General features: G+C 54.8%; 10 protein-coding genes, 2 tRNA genes, 2 rRNA genes and 1 riboswitch. Of the genes, 10 read left to right on the plus strand and 4 right to left on the minus strand.

Annotated features, from left to right (window positions below):
* Position 1: 1 nt before the first annotated feature.
* Positions 2-637 carry a thiamine phosphate synthase gene (thiE, locus tag DD586_RS01185; protein WP_012882979.1) on the minus strand — a complete coding sequence of 212 codons (636 nt, stop codon included), beginning with the start codon at positions 635-637 and terminating at the stop codon, positions 2-4.
* Entirely contained in the window at positions 637-2,598 is a 1,962-nt protein-coding gene (thiC, locus tag DD586_RS01190; RefSeq protein WP_012882980.1) for a phosphomethylpyrimidine synthase ThiC, read from the minus strand. The genes thiE and thiC overlap by 1 nt, the downstream gene beginning before the upstream one ends.
* Before the next feature lie 136 nt (positions 2,599-2,734).
* Positions 2,735-2,850: riboswitch (TPP riboswitch) on the minus strand.
* 262 nt (positions 2,851-3,112) lie between these two features.
* Here thiC and nudC point away from each other — a divergent pair.
* The 6 genes from nudC (at position 3,113) to DD586_RS01220 (ending at position 7,669) form a co-directional block, all read left to right on the plus strand.
* On the plus strand, positions 3,113-3,886 hold the full coding sequence (gene nudC / locus DD586_RS01195) for an NAD(+) diphosphatase (protein ID WP_012882981.1): 774 nt from the start codon (positions 3,113-3,115) through the stop codon (positions 3,884-3,886).
* A gap of 55 nt (positions 3,887-3,941) precedes the next feature.
* The gene (gene hemE, locus DD586_RS01200; RefSeq protein ID WP_012882982.1) at positions 3,942-5,015 is read left to right on the plus strand and encodes a uroporphyrinogen decarboxylase; all 1,074 of its coding nucleotides are present in this window, start codon (positions 3,942-3,944) and stop codon (positions 5,013-5,015) included.
* The gene (gene nfi / locus DD586_RS01205; RefSeq protein ID WP_012882983.1) at positions 5,015-5,689 is read left to right on the plus strand and encodes a deoxyribonuclease V; all 675 of its coding nucleotides are present in this window, start codon (positions 5,015-5,017) and stop codon (positions 5,687-5,689) included. Before hemE ends, nfi begins: the two co-directional genes overlap by 1 nt.
* Before the next feature lie 91 nt (positions 5,690-5,780).
* Positions 5,781-6,371: a YjaG family protein gene (locus DD586_RS01210; protein ID WP_012882984.1), complete on the plus strand. Its 591-nt coding sequence runs from the start codon at positions 5,781-5,783 to the stop codon at positions 6,369-6,371.
* A 310-nt stretch (positions 6,372-6,681) separates the two neighbouring features.
* Positions 6,682-6,954 (plus strand): nucleoid-associated protein HU-alpha, encoded by a 273-nt coding sequence (gene hupA / locus DD586_RS01215; RefSeq protein WP_012882985.1) that lies wholly within the window; start codon positions 6,682-6,684, stop codon positions 6,952-6,954.
* Positions 6,955-6,958: 4 nt separating this feature from the next.
* A complete protein-coding gene (locus DD586_RS01220) occupies positions 6,959-7,669 on the plus strand; it encodes a DUF1481 domain-containing protein (RefSeq protein WP_012882986.1) in 711 nt (236 codons plus the stop codon).
* 99 nt (positions 7,670-7,768) lie between these two features.
* On the opposite strand, the gene purD is transcribed toward DD586_RS01220, so the two are convergent.
* Both purD and purH read right to left on the minus strand, forming a co-directional pair.
* Positions 7,769-9,058: a phosphoribosylamine--glycine ligase gene (gene purD / locus DD586_RS01225; RefSeq protein ID WP_012882987.1), complete on the minus strand. Its 1,290-nt coding sequence runs from the start codon at positions 9,056-9,058 to the stop codon at positions 7,769-7,771.
* Positions 9,059-9,073: 15 nt separating this feature from the next.
* Complete coding sequence (gene purH / locus DD586_RS01230) at positions 9,074-10,663, minus strand: bifunctional phosphoribosylaminoimidazolecarboxamide formyltransferase/IMP cyclohydrolase (RefSeq protein ID WP_012882988.1); 1,590 nt, start codon at positions 10,661-10,663, stop codon at positions 9,074-9,076.
* 608 nt (positions 10,664-11,271) lie between these two features.
* On the opposite strand from purH, the gene DD586_RS01235 reads away from it, so the two are divergent.
* The 4 genes from DD586_RS01235 to DD586_RS01250 all read left to right on the plus strand — a co-directional run bounded on the left by DD586_RS01235 (position 11,272) and on the right by DD586_RS01250 (position 16,228).
* A 16S ribosomal RNA gene (locus DD586_RS01235) occupies positions 11,272-12,814 on the plus strand.
* A 69-nt stretch (positions 12,815-12,883) separates the two neighbouring features.
* Positions 12,884-12,960 (plus strand) — tRNA-Ile (locus DD586_RS01240).
* A gap of 117 nt (positions 12,961-13,077) precedes the next feature.
* Positions 13,078-13,153, plus strand: a tRNA-Ala gene (locus DD586_RS01245).
* Positions 13,154-13,321: 168 nt separating this feature from the next.
* Positions 13,322-16,228, plus strand: a 23S ribosomal RNA gene (locus DD586_RS01250).
* The 16S and 23S rRNA genes sit together here with 2 tRNA genes alongside, the layout of an rRNA operon.
* Positions 16,229-16,289: the final 61 nt, after the last annotated feature.

The following is a 16,289-nucleotide window of genomic DNA, read 5'->3' on the forward strand; positions in this document are numbered from 1 at the left end:
GTTATGCCTCCCGTCTTTCTATCAGTCGCAGCAACGTCGCGGTCGCGGCGCGCCAGTCAGCGGCCTGAGTGATGGCGCTGACCACGGCGATGCTGCCGACCCCGGTTTCCAGCACGGCGGGTACCCGGTCAATGCTGATACCGCCGATAGCCACGGTGGGAAAGCGCCCGTTCAACGCGCGAATATGACGGGCCAACTCCACCAGACCTTGCGGTGCGGATGGCATGGCTTTGGTCTGGGTCGGGAAAATATGGCCCAGCGCGATGTAAGACGGCGACAGGGCGATGGCGCGTGCCAGCTCAGCATCGTCATGGGTAGAGACACCCAAACGTAACCCGGCGGCGTGGATTGCCGCCAGATCGGCCGTATCAAGATCCTCCTGACCCAGGTGTACGCCGTATGCCTGATGCCTGACGGCCAGTTGCCAGTAGTCGTTGATAAACAGCCGGGCCTGATATTGACGGCCAAGGGCAATCGCCCGGATGATATCCGGCTCGGCCTGCTCCGCTGGCTGGTCTTTGATGCGTAGCTGGAGAGTGCGAACCCCCGCATCCAGCAGGCGCTCAATCCACGCTACGCTATCGACCACCGGGTAAAGCCCCAGCCGGGCGTCGGTGGCGGGAAACGCGCGGGTCATCAGCGTTCCTCCTGTGGCAGGCTGGTGGCGGTGTGGTACAGCTCGCTACCACGGGCGCGGAATTCGGCGGACATGTTTGCCATGCCGACGTCGATCGGTTGCGCTTCCTGACGGGCGGCGTAATCGCGTACTTCTTGTGTGATCTTCATCGAACAGAATTTCGGCCCGCACATCGAGCAGAAATGCGCGACTTTGCCAGATTCCTGCGGCAGGGTTTCATCGTGGTAGGCGCGAGCGGTTTCCGGGTCCAGCGCCAGATTGAACTGGTCTTCCCAGCGGAATTCAAAGCGAGCCTTGGACATGGCGTTATCGCGGATCTGCGCGCCGGGGTGCCCCTTCGCCAGATCGGCGGCGTGAGCGGCGATCTTGTAGGCGATCAGCCCTTGTTTGACGTCGTTTTTGTTCGGTAGGCCTAAATGCTCTTTCGGGGTGACGTAGCACAGCATAGCGCAGCCGAACCAGCCGATCATCGCCGCACCGATACCCGACGTGAAATGGTCATAGCCCGGCGCGATATCCGTGGTGAGCGGGCCCAGCGTGTAGAACGGCGCTTCATGGCAGTGTTCCAGCTCTTCGGTCATGTTACGGCGGATCATCTGCATCGGGACATGACCGGGGCCTTCGATCATTACCTGCACGTCGTATTCCCAGGCGATTTTAGTCAGCTCGCCCAGCGTGTGCAGTTCGGCGAACTGCGCTTCGTCATTGGCGTCCTGAATCGAGCCAGGGCGCAGTCCATCACCCAGTGACAGGGCGACGTCATAGGCACTACAGATTTCGCAAATTTCGCGGAAATGCTGGTAGAGGAAATTTTCCTGATGGTGCGACAGGCACCATTTCGCCATGATGGAGCCGCCGCGCGACACAATGCCCGTCAGGCGTTTGGCGGTCATCGGTACATAGCGCAACAACACTCCGGCATGAATGGTGAAATAATCTACCCCTTGTTCGGCCTGTTCCAGCAAGGTGTCGCGGAACAGTTCCCAGGTGAGGTTTTCCGCAATACCGTTGACCTTTTCCAGCGCCTGATAGATAGGCACTGTGCCGATCGGCACCGGGCTGTTGCGCAGGATCCACTCGCGGGTTTCATGAATATAGCGCCCGGTGGATAAGTCCATCACGGTGTCCGCACCCCAGCGGGTGGCCCACACCAGTTTCTCGACTTCTTCCTCAATCGAAGAGGTCACCGCAGAGTTGCCGATATTGGCGTTCACCTTCACCAGAAAATTACGGCCGATGATCATCGGCTCCGATTCCGGGTGATTAATGTTGGCGGGGATAATCGCGCGCCCGGCCGCGACTTCCTGACGCACGAATTCCGGTGTGATGTCGTCCGGCAGCAACGCACCGAAACTGTGTCCCGGATGCTGCTGGCGCAGCACTTCGCCGCGAATACGCTCACGTCCCATATTTTCGCGGATGGCGATGAATTCCATCTCCGGCGTGATGACTCCCTGACGGGCGTAATGCAACTGGGTGACACGGCGTCCCGCTTTGGCGCGTCTGGGGTGTGGCAGGTGTTCAAAACGCAGATGGTCGAGACCACTATCTGCCAGCCGTTGTTGGGTAAAACCGGAACTGACGTGCGATAAGGTTTCCGTGTCGTCGCGTTCGGCAATCCAGTCGGCCCGCAGTCTGCCAAGCCCACGGTGTACATCTGGCGTGACGGCCGGGTCGCCGTAGGGACCGGCGGTATCATAAACCGGCACCGCTTCGTTAGGTTCATAGCGCGGGTTGTCGCGGCTACCGCCCAGCAGTGTCGGGCTTAGCTGAATTTCCCGCATGGGTACGCGAATATCTGGGCGTGAACCGGTCAAATAAATCCGCTGTGAGTTTGGGAAGGTTGAGCCGCGCAGCGTATCGATAAACTGTTGAGCGGCAGCACGTTGTTCACGACGACTGGACGGTGTTTTTTCTTCGGAAGCCATCAGCTCCGTGGGAAGTTTGGATTCGGTAGACATAGCAAGTTCCTGTTCATTAATGGGAAAATTGCTTGTCTGGAGTTCGGAGGGAGTAATCGCCGGATGCTGGCTGGCAACGGCAGAAGGCATGTTGCCCTGACTGTTGCGCCACTCCCCTGAATGGATGTTGGGGGGCGATATCATTACTCTTGTTCCCTTCGCAGGTATTAGCCTGATCAGGTTCCGCGGATCCCGAATTAACGGTCTCAGCCCACGCGCCATCAGGCGTGTTGGGCACTCCGACAAGATAGGGCCCCTTGCGGGGCATAAAACTCGTGGTCAATTAAAACGATTAGCCACGACAATACTACAGCCACTTTATGCGCTGTGGTGCGGCGGCGTCAATGATCGAATATCAGCCAAGTCTGGTGATCCGCTGGGGGGATGTGCATTGCCAAGGCTTCACCCGCGCCGGATAATGCCTGACGGAATGTCGTCATGTTGACAAGGTCGATGAAAACACCAATGGGCTGCCTGACAGACCAGCCTGATAATAAGCGGGGCGATAAAAAAGATGGAAGTGACGCTGAAAGGTGAAGAAAGCGGGTGGTGGGTGGTATATCACCGCCACCAGATCTGGCTGCCTCAGGGTGAGTTACCGAAAGGAACAGCAGCGCAGTGGCAATTGCAACAGCGTTCTGCCCGTCAGGTGGGCGAATGGCTGGGGGAGCCGGTATGGCTGGTGCTACAGGAGAAGGCGAGCGACATGGGGTCGGTACGCGAACTGCTGAGTCAGGATGCCGGGTTGTTCCAGTTGGCGGGCCGTGCGGTGCAACTGGCGGAATTCTACCGTTCGCACCGATTTTGCGGTTACTGCGGCCATGAAATGTCAGCCAGTACCACTGAGCTGGCCTGCCTGTGTCACCATTGTAAAGAGCGTTACTATCCGCAAATCGCCCCTTGTGTGATTGTGGCTATCCGCCATCACGACAACATTCTGCTGGCGCAGCATTTACGCCACAAAGGCAATATGTACACCACACTGGCCGGTTTCGTTGAAGTGGGGGAAACGCTGGAACAGGCGGTGGCGCGGGAAGTGATGGAAGAGAGCAATGTCCGCGTCAAAAACCTGCGTTATGTCAGTTCACAACCGTGGCCGTTCCCGCATTCGTTGATGATGGCGTTCATGGCCGATTATGACGGGGGAGAACTGAAGCATGACCCGTCTGAACTGCGGGATGCTAACTGGTTTCGTTATGACCGCTTGCCGGAATTGCCGCCACCGGGTACGGTAGCCCGGCGTTTGATTGAAGACACGGTCGTACTGTGCCGCGAAGCTGATCAGTGATCGGCCATCGCCAGCGACAATCATGCCTGCACGCAGGCGTTACAAGGAAAAGACCATGACTGATCTGAAAAATGATCGCTATTTGCGTGCGCTGTTGCGCCAGCCTGTGGATGTGACTCCGGTATGGATGATGCGTCAGGCAGGGCGTTACCTGCCTGAGTACCGTGCGACTCGCTCGCAAGCCGGTGATTTTATGTCGCTGTGCAAAAATGCCGAACTGGCCTGTGAAGTGACGTTACAGCCGCTGCGACGTTACAACCTTGATGCCGCTATCCTGTTTTCCGATATTCTCACCGTGCCGGATGCGATGGGATTGGGGCTCTATTTTGAAGCAGGGGAAGGGCCGCGCTTTACCTCACCGGTGACCTGCCATGCCGATGTGGAAAAATTGCCGATACCGGACCCGGAACTTGAACTGGGTTACGTGATGAACGCGGTACGGACTATTCGCCGCAATCTGGCTGGCGCGGTACCGCTAATCGGTTTTTCCGGCAGCCCATGGACGCTGGCGACGTATATGGTTGAAGGCGGTAGCAGCAAAGCCTTTACCGTCATCAAAAAAATGATGTTTGCCGAGCCGCATACGCTGCATTTGCTGCTGGATAAGCTGGCGGATAGCGTCACGCTTTACCTGAATGCCCAGATTCGAGCCGGGGCGCAGGCGGTGATGATTTTTGATACCTGGGGTGGCGCACTCAGTGGCCCGGCTTACCGTGAATTTTCGCTACACTACATGCATAAAATTGTCGATGGCTTGCAGCGTGAACATGATGGTCGTCGTGTACCGGTGACGTTGTTTACCAAAGGTGGCGGTCAGTGGCTGGAAGCGATGGCGGATACCGGTTGTGACGCGCTGGGGCTCGACTGGACGACGGATATTGCCGACGCGCGGCGTCGCGTGGGAGACCGGGTTGCGCTACAGGGCAACATGGACCCGTCGATGCTGTATGCACCGCCAGCCCGTATTGAGCAGGAAGTCGCCGCTATTCTGGCTGGGTTTGGCACGGGTAATGGCCATGTGTTTAACCTGGGGCACGGTATCCATCAGGATGTGCCGCCGGAGCACGCTGGTGTTTTCGTTGAAGCGGTACACCGTTTATCCGCACCGTATCATCAGGACATCGCCTGATGGATATACCAGCATTGCGCGCCGAGCAATGTGACAAAGCGGCGTTGGTCGTTCGTCACGATGATGTCCCTTTTGAACAACCGACGCTGATTGCCGGTGCGGATGTCGGTTTTGAGCAGGAAGGCGCGGTAACCCGTGCGGCGGTGGCGGTGCTGGCTTATCCATCGCTACAACTGGTTGAATACCAGATTGCGCGCATTCCGACGGTGATGCCTTACATCCCCGGTTTTTTGTCGTTTCGTGAGTATCCGGCGCTGATGGCGGCATGGGAACAATTACAACACCGGCCGGATTTGCTGTTTGTCGATGGACATGGCGTGTCTCATCCTCGCCGTCTGGGGGTTGCCAGCCATTTTGGTTTGCTGGTTAACGTGCCGACGATCGGTGTTGCCAAGCGCCGATTGTGCGGGCAGTTTTCGCCACTGGCAGACGCAGCGGGCAGTCGTCAGCCGTTGCTGGATAAAAATGAGCAGATCGGCTGGGTATGGCGTAGCAAAGTGCGTTGCAACCCGTTGTTCGTCTCCACTGGTCATCGTGTCGGTATGGACAGCGCGTTGCAGTGGGTCATGCGCTGCATGAACGGGTATCGTCTGCCGGAACCGACCCGTTGGGCGGACGCGGTGGCATCAAACCGTCCGGCGTTTCAACGCTGGCAACGTGAGGCCGGGCTGTAGGATAATGCCGGGCAGTAAACTTTAGGAATTCAGGTATATGGCAGTGTGGTAATTTTCGTTACACTGCCGCCCATTATTATTGAGATAAACAATGTTACGTAACCCGATCCATTTGCGTCTGGAAAAACTGGCAAGCTGGCAGCATGTCACCTTTATGGCTTGCCTTTGTGAACGTATGTACCCCAACTACCATGAGTTCTGCCAGCAGACCGGGTTTGGGGATGCACAACTCTACCGGCGCATACTGGATTTGGTATGGGAAACGCAGGTCGTTAAAGACGCCAAAGTCAATTTCGACAGCCAGTTAGAAAAACTGGAAGACGCCATCCCCGCGCCGGATGATTACGATATTTATGGTGTTTATCCGGCCATTGATGCTTGCGTGGCGCTGAGTGAATTACTGCATTCGCGTCTGAGTGGTGAAACGCTGGAACATGCGGTGACCATTAGCGAAACGTCGATTCGCACCGTAGCGATGCTGGAAATGACGCAAGCCGGTCGGGAAATGACCGATGAAGAGTTAAAGGACTTGCCCGCAGTTGAAGAAGAATGGGATATCCAGTGGGAGATTTTCCGCCTGCTGGCCGACTGCGAAGAACGCGATATTGAGCTGATAAAAGGACTGCGTGCCGACCTGCGTGAAGCCGGAGTCAGCAACATTGGGATAAATTTGTATCAATAACGCGATAAAACGTGATTTAAGGCCTGAAATGGCCTGTCTTTAGGCTTCACATCCGCACCCTGTCTGGTCTACATTTGGGGGGCGTAATAAAAGTGGCTGTCGGTGCGTGTATGCAGGAGAGTGCTACTACACCCTAAATAGTTCGAGTTGCAGGAATACGGTGACGCAGCGCATCCCGAAATCTTACTTGAGTAAGTCAATGGGTTGAGCGAGGTAAGCCAAGGCACCTGTGGCGCGAAGTATGATGGGAGATGGCATATCCGTCGCACTCGATGCTTAGCAAGCGATAAACACACTGTAAGGATAACTTATGAATAAGACTCAACTGATTGATGTAATTGCTGACAAAGCTGACCTTTCCAAGACCCAGGCTAAAGCTGCTCTGGAAGCTACTCTGGCAGCGATTACTGAGTCTCTGAAAGAAGGTGATGCAGTACAATTAGTTGGTTTTGGTACTTTCAAAGTCAATCATCGTAATGAGCGCACTGGCCGCAACCCGCAGACTGGTAAAGAAATCAAAATCGCTGCCGCTAATGTGCCCGCGTTTGTATCTGGTAAGGCATTGAAAGACGCTGTTAAATAAGCGCATGCTGATACAAGGTTTAAGCAGAGGGGCGATTTCGCCCCTTTTGCTTTTCTGCAGACGATATATTCGGGTGGTTGTTCCGGTGCTGGTGTGCTGGCTGACCGCCTGTAGTTCTCATCCGCCGACGCCTGCCGTGTTTGCCAGTGGTTATCTGGCCGATCGCGGTGTAGTCAGGTTATGGCGCAAGGACGACACGCCACAACATCTCACCACGCTGGTGACGGTATTCAGTTCGTTGCAAGGCAACGATGTCAAAACAACCCTGTATCGCTTCCAGCAGGGCGTATTGCGCGAGGTGCAGCAAACGGCTACTTCGCCGTCACAGGGAGAAGTCAGACTGCGTTTTGATCAGTCTGGAAATGTGAGCTTTATGCAGCGCCAGTTGCCGGACCGACGGGAATCTCTGTCGGAAGACGATATTGCGTTGTATCAGTTTGACGCCCGACGTTTGCTGGCGCTAAGCGATTCGCTGCGAACGGGTAAGGTGTCACTGATGCAAGGGCACTGGAAGGCAGGTCAGGTGACCACATGCGATGGAAAAACGGTACGCCCCGATTTCGACCGCGCTTCACTGGCCTGGATTGCTCAACAGAACGAACATGCTGGTGGACCACTTGGCATCGCCTGGCTGGAGTCGCCGGAAGGTACGCAATTGTTGCAGGTAGCCGAAGCCGATTTTTGCCGCTGGGAGCCGACCGCTGAAACGTGGTAGTTAACCCGGTAGTCAGGGAATGCTGGCCCAGGGAAGATCGGGTGCCATAAAACAAAAAATAAGGGGCCGCAGCCCCTTGTTAACGCGGAATACTGGCAGTCAGGCTTTCTGTTCGCGAGCGATGGCACGATAGCCGATATCGCTGCGGCAGAAGCTGCCTTCCCAATGGATGGGTTTAGCCAGTTCGTAAGCGCGTTGCTGCGCATCGGCAACGCTGTGCCCCAGTGCTGTCACGCACAACACGCGTCCGCCGTTAGTCACCACATCGTCGCCATTAAGCTTAGTACCGGCATGGAACACTTTTCCGTCGGTTGCTTCCTGGGTTGGCAGGCCGGAAATGACGTCACCGGTGCGGTAATCCCCCGGATAGCCGCCAGCGGCCAACACCACACCCAGTGATGGACGGGCATCCCAGTCAGAGGTTTTCTCATCCAGTTTGTCGTCGCACGCCGCCAGACAGAGTTCCACCAGATCGGATTTCAGACGCAGCATGATAGGTTGCGTTTCCGGGTCACCGAAACGGCAGTTGAATTCAATCACCTTCGGCTGACCATCCGGGGAAATCATCAGGCCTGCGTACAAGAATCCGGTATACACATTGCCTTCGGCTGCCATGCCGCGCACGGTTGGCCAAATAATCTGATCCATGACCCGCTGGTGGACGTCATCTGTCACCACCGGTGCCGGTGAGTAAGCGCCCATACCACCGGTGTTAGGGCCGGAATCCTGGTCACCTACACGTTTGTGATCCTGACTGGTCGCCATCGGCAGTACGTGTTCGCCATCCACCATGACGATGAAGCTGGCTTCTTCGCCATCAAGAAACTCTTCGACCACGATACGGTGACCGGCATCGCCAAACGCATTACCCGCCAACATATCGGTGGCCGCGTTTTCCGCTTCTTCCAGCGTCATGGCAACGATCACACCTTTACCCGCAGCGAGACCGTCTGCTTTGATAACAATCGGTGCACCTTTGCGACGGATATACTCCAGCGCCGGTTCAATCTCGGTGAAATTTTGGTATTCCGCGGTTGGAATATGCTGGCGAGCCAGAAAGTCCTTGGTAAAGGCTTTGGAACCTTCTAACTGGGCTGCCGCCTGCGTTGGGCCGAAAATCTTCAGGCCGGCGGCGCGGAATGCGTCGACGACACCGATGACCAGCGGCGCTTCCGGGCCAACGATAGTCAGGCCAATCGCGTTCTGGCGAGCGAAATCCAGTAATGCCGGGATGTCTGTCGCGGCGATATTCACGTTTTCCAGCGCAGGTTCCAGAGCGGTGCCCGCATTACCTGGTGCAACATAGACTTTATCAGCCAACGGAGACTGGGCTGCTTTCCAGGCCAGTGCGTGTTCGCGACCACCATTACCAATAATCAAAATATTCATTGTTGTAGCCCCGGATTAATGACGGAAGTGACGCATGTCGGTAAACAGCATCGCAATGCCGTGCTCGTTAGCAGCGGCGATGACTTCGTCATCGCGAATGGAACCGCCAGGTTGAATCACGCAAGTGATACCAACGGCAGCAGCGGCATCGATGCCATCACGGAACGGGAAGAACGCGTCGGATGCCATCACGGAACCCTTCACTTCCAGCCCTTCGTCACTGGCTTTGATACCTGCGATCTTGGCCGAGTAAACGCGGCTCATTTGACCGGCGCCGATACCGATAGTCATGTTATCGCGTGCATAAACAATGGCGTTGGATTTAACGAATTTCGCTACTTTCCAGCAGAACAGGGCATCACGCAGTTCGGTCTGCGTTGGCTGGCGTTCGGTGACTACGCGTAGTTGAGCGGCGTCTACCATGCCTAAATCGCGATCCTGCACCAGCAGGCCACCGTTGACGCGTTTGAAATCCAGTCCAGAAACACGTTGTTGCCACTGGCCGCAGATCAGTACACGGACGTTTTGCTTGGCGGCGGTAACCTTCAGCGCAGCATCGCTGGCGGCAGGCGCAATAATCACTTCAACGAACTGACGACTGATAATGGCTTGCGCGGTGGCTTCATCCAACTCGCGGTTAAAGGCGATGATCCCGCCAAACGCCGATGTCGGGTCAGTTTTGTAAGCGCGCTCATAAGCGTCCAGAATCGAATCACCGATTGCCACGCCGCAGGGGTTGGCATGCTTAACGATAACGCAGGCTGGTTCGGCGAATTCTTTCACGCATTCCAGTGCGGCATCGGTATCCGCGATATTGTTGTAGGAAAGGGCTTTACCCTGTACTTGTTGAGCGGTAGCCACCGATGCCTCAGAGATATGCTCTTCTATATAGAAGGCGGCTTGCTGGTGGCTGTTTTCACCGTAGCGCATATCCTGCTTTTTAATGAAGTTCAGGTTTAGCGTACGAGGGAAACGACCAGCAGGCTGGGTGGTGTCGCCGTGGTAGGCCGGAACTTTGCTGCCAAAATAGTTGGCGATCATGCTGTCGTAAGCTGCCGTATGCTCGAATGCCTTGATAGCCAGATCAAAACGGGTTTCATAAGTCAGAGAACCGTCGTTGGCATCCATCTCCTCGATGATTGCCGTGTAGTCACTGCTTTTAACGACAATCGCCACGTCATTATGGTTCTTGGCAGCGGAGCGCACCATTGTCGGGCCGCCGATATCAATATTTTCTACGGCGTCTTCCAGCGTACAGTCGGCTTTAGCGACGGTCTGGGCAAATGGGTAGAGATTGACGACCACCATATCGATTGGCTGGATATGATGCTGAGCCATAACGGCATCATCCTGACCGCGACGGCCCAGAATACCGCCATGCACTTTGGGGTGCAGAGTTTTGACGCGTCCGTCCATCATTTCCGGAAAGCCTGTGTAATCGGAAACCTCTGTTACCGGCAGACCCGCATTGGCCAGCAGGCGAGCTGTGCCCCCGGTAGAGAGCAGTTCAATGCCACGCTGTGACAAAGACTGGGCAAATTCAACGATACCGGCTTTATCAGATACGCTGAGCAAAGCACGACGGATAGGACGACGTTGTTGCATGATGGTTTGATCCCCTGACTAGGTTCTTACTTTAAAGAGCGTTACGTGAATCGTTACGTGAATAGTGACAGTCATATAAAGAAAAATACGGATTGAGTCGCCAATATTCAGCTAACGCACCCACGAATATGTGTCATTCATCAGGGGAGGAATTGTAGCGAAAACGTTTGCGTGATGCTCGCCAAATTTCAAAAAATGCCAGGGTTGTGGATAACTCTGTGCAAAATAAGGTATAAGCTGGCCTTTTGCTGTGGAATGCAGCGAACGCGCGATTTAATCAAAAATACCGGTTGCGGTCAGCGAGGAACGCCCTATAATGCGACCCCACTGACACGGCAACAGCGGCAACGCAGCGCGGTGTCAGGAAGCGGAAACGAAAATAATCGTTGACACTTCATGAGGAAAGCGTAGTATACGCCACCTCGCGACAGCAGGCTCAGGCCGGTCGCACTGCTCTTTAACAATCAATCAGACAATCTGTGTGGGCACTCGCAGGACGCTTCACTAAAAAATTAGTGAAAGTCTTGAAGAGTGACAACAGTTAATTCATTACGAATAAACAGTAAATTCTTTGAGCACCGTTTTCTTCGGAAAACACATCAAACTTTAAATTGAAGAGTTTGATCATGGCTCAGATTGAACGCTGGCGGCAGGCCTAACACATGCAAGTCGGGCGGTAGCACAAGGGAGCTTGCTCCCTGGGTGACGAGCGGCGGACGGGTGAGTAATGTCTGGGAAACTGCCTGATGGAGGGGGATAACTACTGGAAACGGTAGCTAATACCGCATAACGTCGCAAGACCAAAGAGGGGGACCTTCGGGCCTCTTGCCATCGGATGTGCCCAGATGGGATTAGCTAGTAGGTGAGGTAAAGGCTCACCTAGGCGACGATCCCTAGCTGGTCTGAGAGGATGACCAGCCACACTGGAACTGAGACACGGTCCAGACTCCTACGGGAGGCAGCAGTGGGGAATATTGCACAATGGGCGCAAGCCTGATGCAGCCATGCCGCGTGTGTGAAGAAGGCCTTCGGGTTGTAAAGCACTTTCAGCGGGGAGGAAGGGAGCAGGGTTAATAACCCTGTTCATTGACGTTACCCGCAGAAGAAGCACCGGCTAACTCCGTGCCAGCAGCCGCGGTAATACGGAGGGTGCAAGCGTTAATCGGAATGACTGGGCGTAAAGCGCACGCAGGCGGTCTGTTAAGTTGGATGTGAAATCCCCGGGCTTAACCTGGGAACTGCATTCAAAACTGACAGGCTAGAGTCTCGTAGAGGGGGGTAGAATTCCAGGTGTAGCGGTGAAATGCGTAGAGATCTGGAGGAATACCGGTGGCGAAGGCGGCCCCCTGGACGAAGACTGACGCTCAGGTGCGAAAGCGTGGGGAGCAAACAGGATTAGATACCCTGGTAGTCCACGCTGTAAACGATGTCGATTTGGAGGTTGTGGTCTTGAACCGTGGCTTCCGGAGCTAACGCGTTAAATCGACCGCCTGGGGAGTACGGCCGCAAGGTTAAAACTCAAATGAATTGACGGGGGCCCGCACAAGCGGTGGAGCATGTGGTTTAATTCGATGCAACGCGAAGAACCTTACCTACTCTTGACATCCAGAGAAGCCTGCAGAGATGCGGGTGTGCCTTCGGGAGCTCTGAGACAGGTGCTGCATGGCTGTCGTCAGCTCGTGTTGTGAAATGTTGGGTTAAGTCCCGCAACGAGCGCAACCCTTATCCTTTGTTGCCAGCACGTAATGGTGGGAACTCAAGGGAGACTGCCGGTGATAAACCGGAGGAAGGTGGGGATGACGTCAAGTCATCATGGCCCTTACGAGTAGGGCTACACACGTGCTACAATGGCGTATACAAAGAGAAGCGACCTCGCGAGAGCAAGCGGACCTCATAAAGTACGTCGTAGTCCGGATTGGAGTCTGCAACTCGACTCCATGAAGTCGGAATCGCTAGTAATCGTAGATCAGAATGCTACGGTGAATACGTTCCCGGGCCTTGTACACACCGCCCGTCACACCATGGGAGTGGGTTGCAAAAGAAGTAGGTAGCTTAACCTTCGGGAGGGCGCTTACCACTTTGTGATTCATGACTGGGGTGAAGTCGTAACAAGGTAACCGTAGGGGAACCTGCGGTTGGATCACCTCCTTACCGAGTAGAAGTGCCTGCGTGGTGTCCACACAGATTGTCTGATGAAGAAGATGAGCAGTAAAACCTTATAGGCTTGTAGCTCAGGTGGTTAGAGCGCACCCCTGATAAGGGTGAGGTCGGTGGTTCAAGTCCACTCAGGCCTACCAACTCTACTTGTCCTTGAAACGTTCACGAACTGCGTTGACGATGTGCTTTTGCACGGAGCGCGACGGGGTATGCAGTGTTTCTGTGGCTAAGCGGGTTGAAAAGGTTGATGCATCTATGGGGCTATAGCTCAGCTGGGAGAGCGCCTGCTTTGCACGCAGGAGGTCTGCGGTTCGATCCCGCATAGCTCCACCATTTACGAATGACTTCAGAGTGTACTGGCAACAGTATGCTGCGAAGTATTCTGCTCTTTAACAATCCGGAACAAGCTGAATAATTTGAAACGACGGCATGTGAGTGTGAATTCATGTGTTGTTGGAGTCTCTCAAAATACTCATATCCCGAGACACTTTCGGGTTGTGAGGTTAAGCGACTAAGCGTACACGGTGGATGCCTAGGCAGTCAGAGGCGATGAAGGGCGTGCTAATCTGCGAAAAGCGTCGGCAAGGTGATATGAACCGTTATACCCGACGATACCCGAATGGGGAAACCCAGTGTGATTCGTCACACTATCACACACTGAATCCATAGGTGTGTGAGGCGAACCGGGGGAACTGAAACATCTCAGTACCCCGAGGAAAAGAAATCAACCGAGATTCCCCCAGTAGCGGCGAGCGAACGGGGAGGAGCCCAGAACCTGAATCGGCTTGTGTGTCAGTGGAAGCGTCTGGAAAGGCGCACGGTACAGGGTGACAGTCCCGTACACGAAGATGCACAGGTCGTGAGTTCGACGAGTAGGGCGGGACACGTGGTATCCTGTCTGAACATGGGGGGACCATCCTCCAAGGCTAAATACTCCTGACTGACCGATAGTGAACCAGTACCGTGAGGGAAAGGCGAAAAGAACCCCGGCGAGGGGAGTGAAATAGAACCTGAAACCGTGTACGTACAAGCAGTGGGAGCACCTTTAGGGTGTGACTGCGTACCTTTTGTATAATGGGTCAGCGACTTATATTCTGTAGCAAGGTTAACCGAATAGGGGAGCCGCAGGGAAACCGAGTCTTAACTGGGCGTCTAGTTGCAGGGTATAGACCCGAAACCCGGTGATCTAGCCCATGGGCAGGTTGAAGGTTGGGTAACACTAACTGGAGGACCGAACCGACTAATGTTGAAAAATTAGCGGATGACTTGTGGCTGGGGGTGAAAGGCCAATCAAACCGGGAGATAGCTGGTTCTCCCCGAAAGCTATTTAGGTAGCGCCTCGTGAACTCATCTTCGGGGGTAGAGCACTGTTTCGGCTAGGGGGCCATCCCGGCTTACCAACCCGATGCAAACTGCGAATACCGAAGAATGTTATCACGGGAGACACACGGCGGGTGCTAACGTCCGTCGTGAAGAGGGAAACAACCCAGACCGCCAGCTAAGGTCCCAAAGTCATGGTTAAGTGGGAAACGATGTGGGAAGGCCCAGACAGCCAGGATGTTGGCTTAGAAGCAGCCATCATTTAAAGAAAGCGTAATAGCTCACTGGTCGAGTCGGCCTGCGCGGAAGATGTAACGGGGCTAAAACCATGCACCGAAGCTGCGGCAGCGACACAATGTGTTGTTGGGTAGGGGAGCGTTCTGTAAGCCTGTGAAGGTGGCCTGTGAGGGCTGCTGGAGGTATCAGAAGTGCGAATGCTGACATAAGTAACGATAATGCGGGTGAAAAACCCGCACGCCGGAAGACCAAGGGTTCCTGTCCAACGTTAATCGGGGCAGGGTGAGTCGACCCCTAAGGCGAGGCTGAAAAGCGTAGTCGATGGGAAACAGGTTAATATTCCTGTACTTGGTGTTACTGCGAAGGGGGGACGGAGAAGGCTATGTCATCCGGGCGACGGTTGTCCCGGTTTAAGCGTGAAGGTGGGTGGACCAGGCAAATCCGGTCTGCTGTTAACACTGAGGCGTGATGACGAGGCACTACGGTGCTGAAGTGACAGATGCCCTGCTTCCAGGAAAAGCCTCTAAGCATCAGGTAACATTAAATCGTACCCCAAACCGACACAGGTGGTCAGGTAGAGAATACTCAGGCGCTTGAGAGAACTCGGGTGAAGGAACTAGGCAAAATGGTGCCGTAACTTCGGGAGAAGGCACGCTCTTGTGGGTGAAGTCCCTTGCGGATGGAGCTGACGAGAGTCGCAGATACCAGCTGGCTGCAACTGTTTAATAAAAACACAGCACTGTGCAAACACGAAAGTGGACGTATACGGTGTGACGCCTGCCCGGTGCCGGAAGGTTAATTGATGGGGTTATCCTCAGGGAGAAGCTCTTGATCGAAGCCCCGGTAAACGGCGGCCGTAACTATAACGGTCCTAAGGTAGCGAAATTCCTTGTCGGGTAAGTTCCGACCTGCACGAATGGCGTAATGATGGCCAGGCTGTCTCCACCCGAGACTCAGTGAAATTGAACTCGCTGTGAAGATGCAGTGTACCCGCGGCAAGACGGAAAGACCCCGTGAACCTTTACTATAGCTTGACACTGAACCTTGAGCCTTGATGTGTAGGATAGGTGGGAGGCTTTGAAGTGTGGACGCCAGTCTGCATGGAGCCAACCTTGAAATACCACCCTTTAATGTTTGATGTTCTAACCTGGGCCCGTAATCCGGGCTGGGGACAGTGTCTGGTGGGTAGTTTGACTGGGGCGGTCTCCTCCCAAAGAGTAACGGAGGAGCACGAAGGTTAGCTAATCCTGGTCGGACATCAGGAGGTTAGTGCAAAGGCATAAGCTAGCTTGACTGCGAGAGTGACGGCTCGAGCAGGTGCGAAAGCAGGTCTTAGTGATCCGGTGGTTCTGAATGGAAGGGCCATCGCTCAACGGATAAAAGGTACTCCGGGGATAACAGGCTGATACCGCCCAAGAGTTCATATCGACGGCGGTGTTTGGCACCTCGATGTCGGCTCATCACATCCTGGGGCTGAAGTAGGTCCCAAGGGTATGGCTGTTCGCCATTTAAAGTGGTACGCGAGCTGGGTTTAGAACGTCGTGAGACAGTTCGGTCCCTATCTGCCGTGGGCGTTGGAAGATTGAGGGGGGTTGCTCCTAGTACGAGAGGACCGGAGTGAACGCACCGCTGGTGTTCGGGTTGTCATGCCAATGGCACTGCCCGGTAGCTACGTGCGGAAGAGATAACCGCTGAAAGCATCTAAGCGGGAAACTTGCCCCGAGATGAGTCTTCCCTGGGCCCTTGAGGCCCCTGAAGGGACGTTCGAGACGAGGACGTTGATAGGCTGGGTGTGTAAGCGTAGCGATACGTTGAGCTAACCAGTACTAATGACCCGAGAGGCTTAACCTTACAACACCGAAGGTGTTTTGGTGAGAGACTAAAAGTAGAATTTAGCTTGTTCGAGGATTGG

The organism is Dickeya parazeae Ech586, from assembly GCF_000025065.1.
GTDB classification, from domain to species: domain Bacteria; phylum Pseudomonadota; class Gammaproteobacteria; order Enterobacterales; family Enterobacteriaceae; genus Dickeya; species Dickeya zeae.

Bases quoted from the DNA above. Each gene is read 5' to 3' on its own strand.
- thiE (WP_012882979.1), bottom strand. From the start codon at position 637: ATGACCCGCGCGTTTCCCGCCACCGACGCCCGGCTGGGGCTTTACCCG.
- thiC (WP_012882980.1), bottom strand. From the start codon at position 2,598: ATGTCTACCGAATCCAAACTTCCCACGGAGCTGATGGCTTCCGAAGAA.
- nudC (WP_012882981.1), top strand. From the start codon at position 3,113: ATGGAAGTGACGCTGAAAGGTGAAGAAAGCGGGTGGTGGGTGGTATAT.
- hemE (WP_012882982.1), top strand. From the start codon at position 3,942: ATGACTGATCTGAAAAATGATCGCTATTTGCGTGCGCTGTTGCGCCAG.
- nfi (WP_012882983.1), top strand. From the start codon at position 5,015: ATGGATATACCAGCATTGCGCGCCGAGCAATGTGACAAAGCGGCGTTG.
- DD586_RS01210 (WP_012882984.1), top strand. From the start codon at position 5,781: ATGTTACGTAACCCGATCCATTTGCGTCTGGAAAAACTGGCAAGCTGG.
- hupA (WP_012882985.1), top strand. From the start codon at position 6,682: ATGAATAAGACTCAACTGATTGATGTAATTGCTGACAAAGCTGACCTT.
- DD586_RS01220 (WP_012882986.1), top strand. From the start codon at position 6,959: ATGCTGATACAAGGTTTAAGCAGAGGGGCGATTTCGCCCCTTTTGCTT.
- purD (WP_012882987.1), bottom strand. From the start codon at position 9,058: ATGAATATTTTGATTATTGGTAATGGTGGTCGCGAACACGCACTGGCC.
- purH (WP_012882988.1), bottom strand. From the start codon at position 10,663: ATGCAACAACGTCGTCCTATCCGTCGTGCTTTGCTCAGCGTATCTGAT.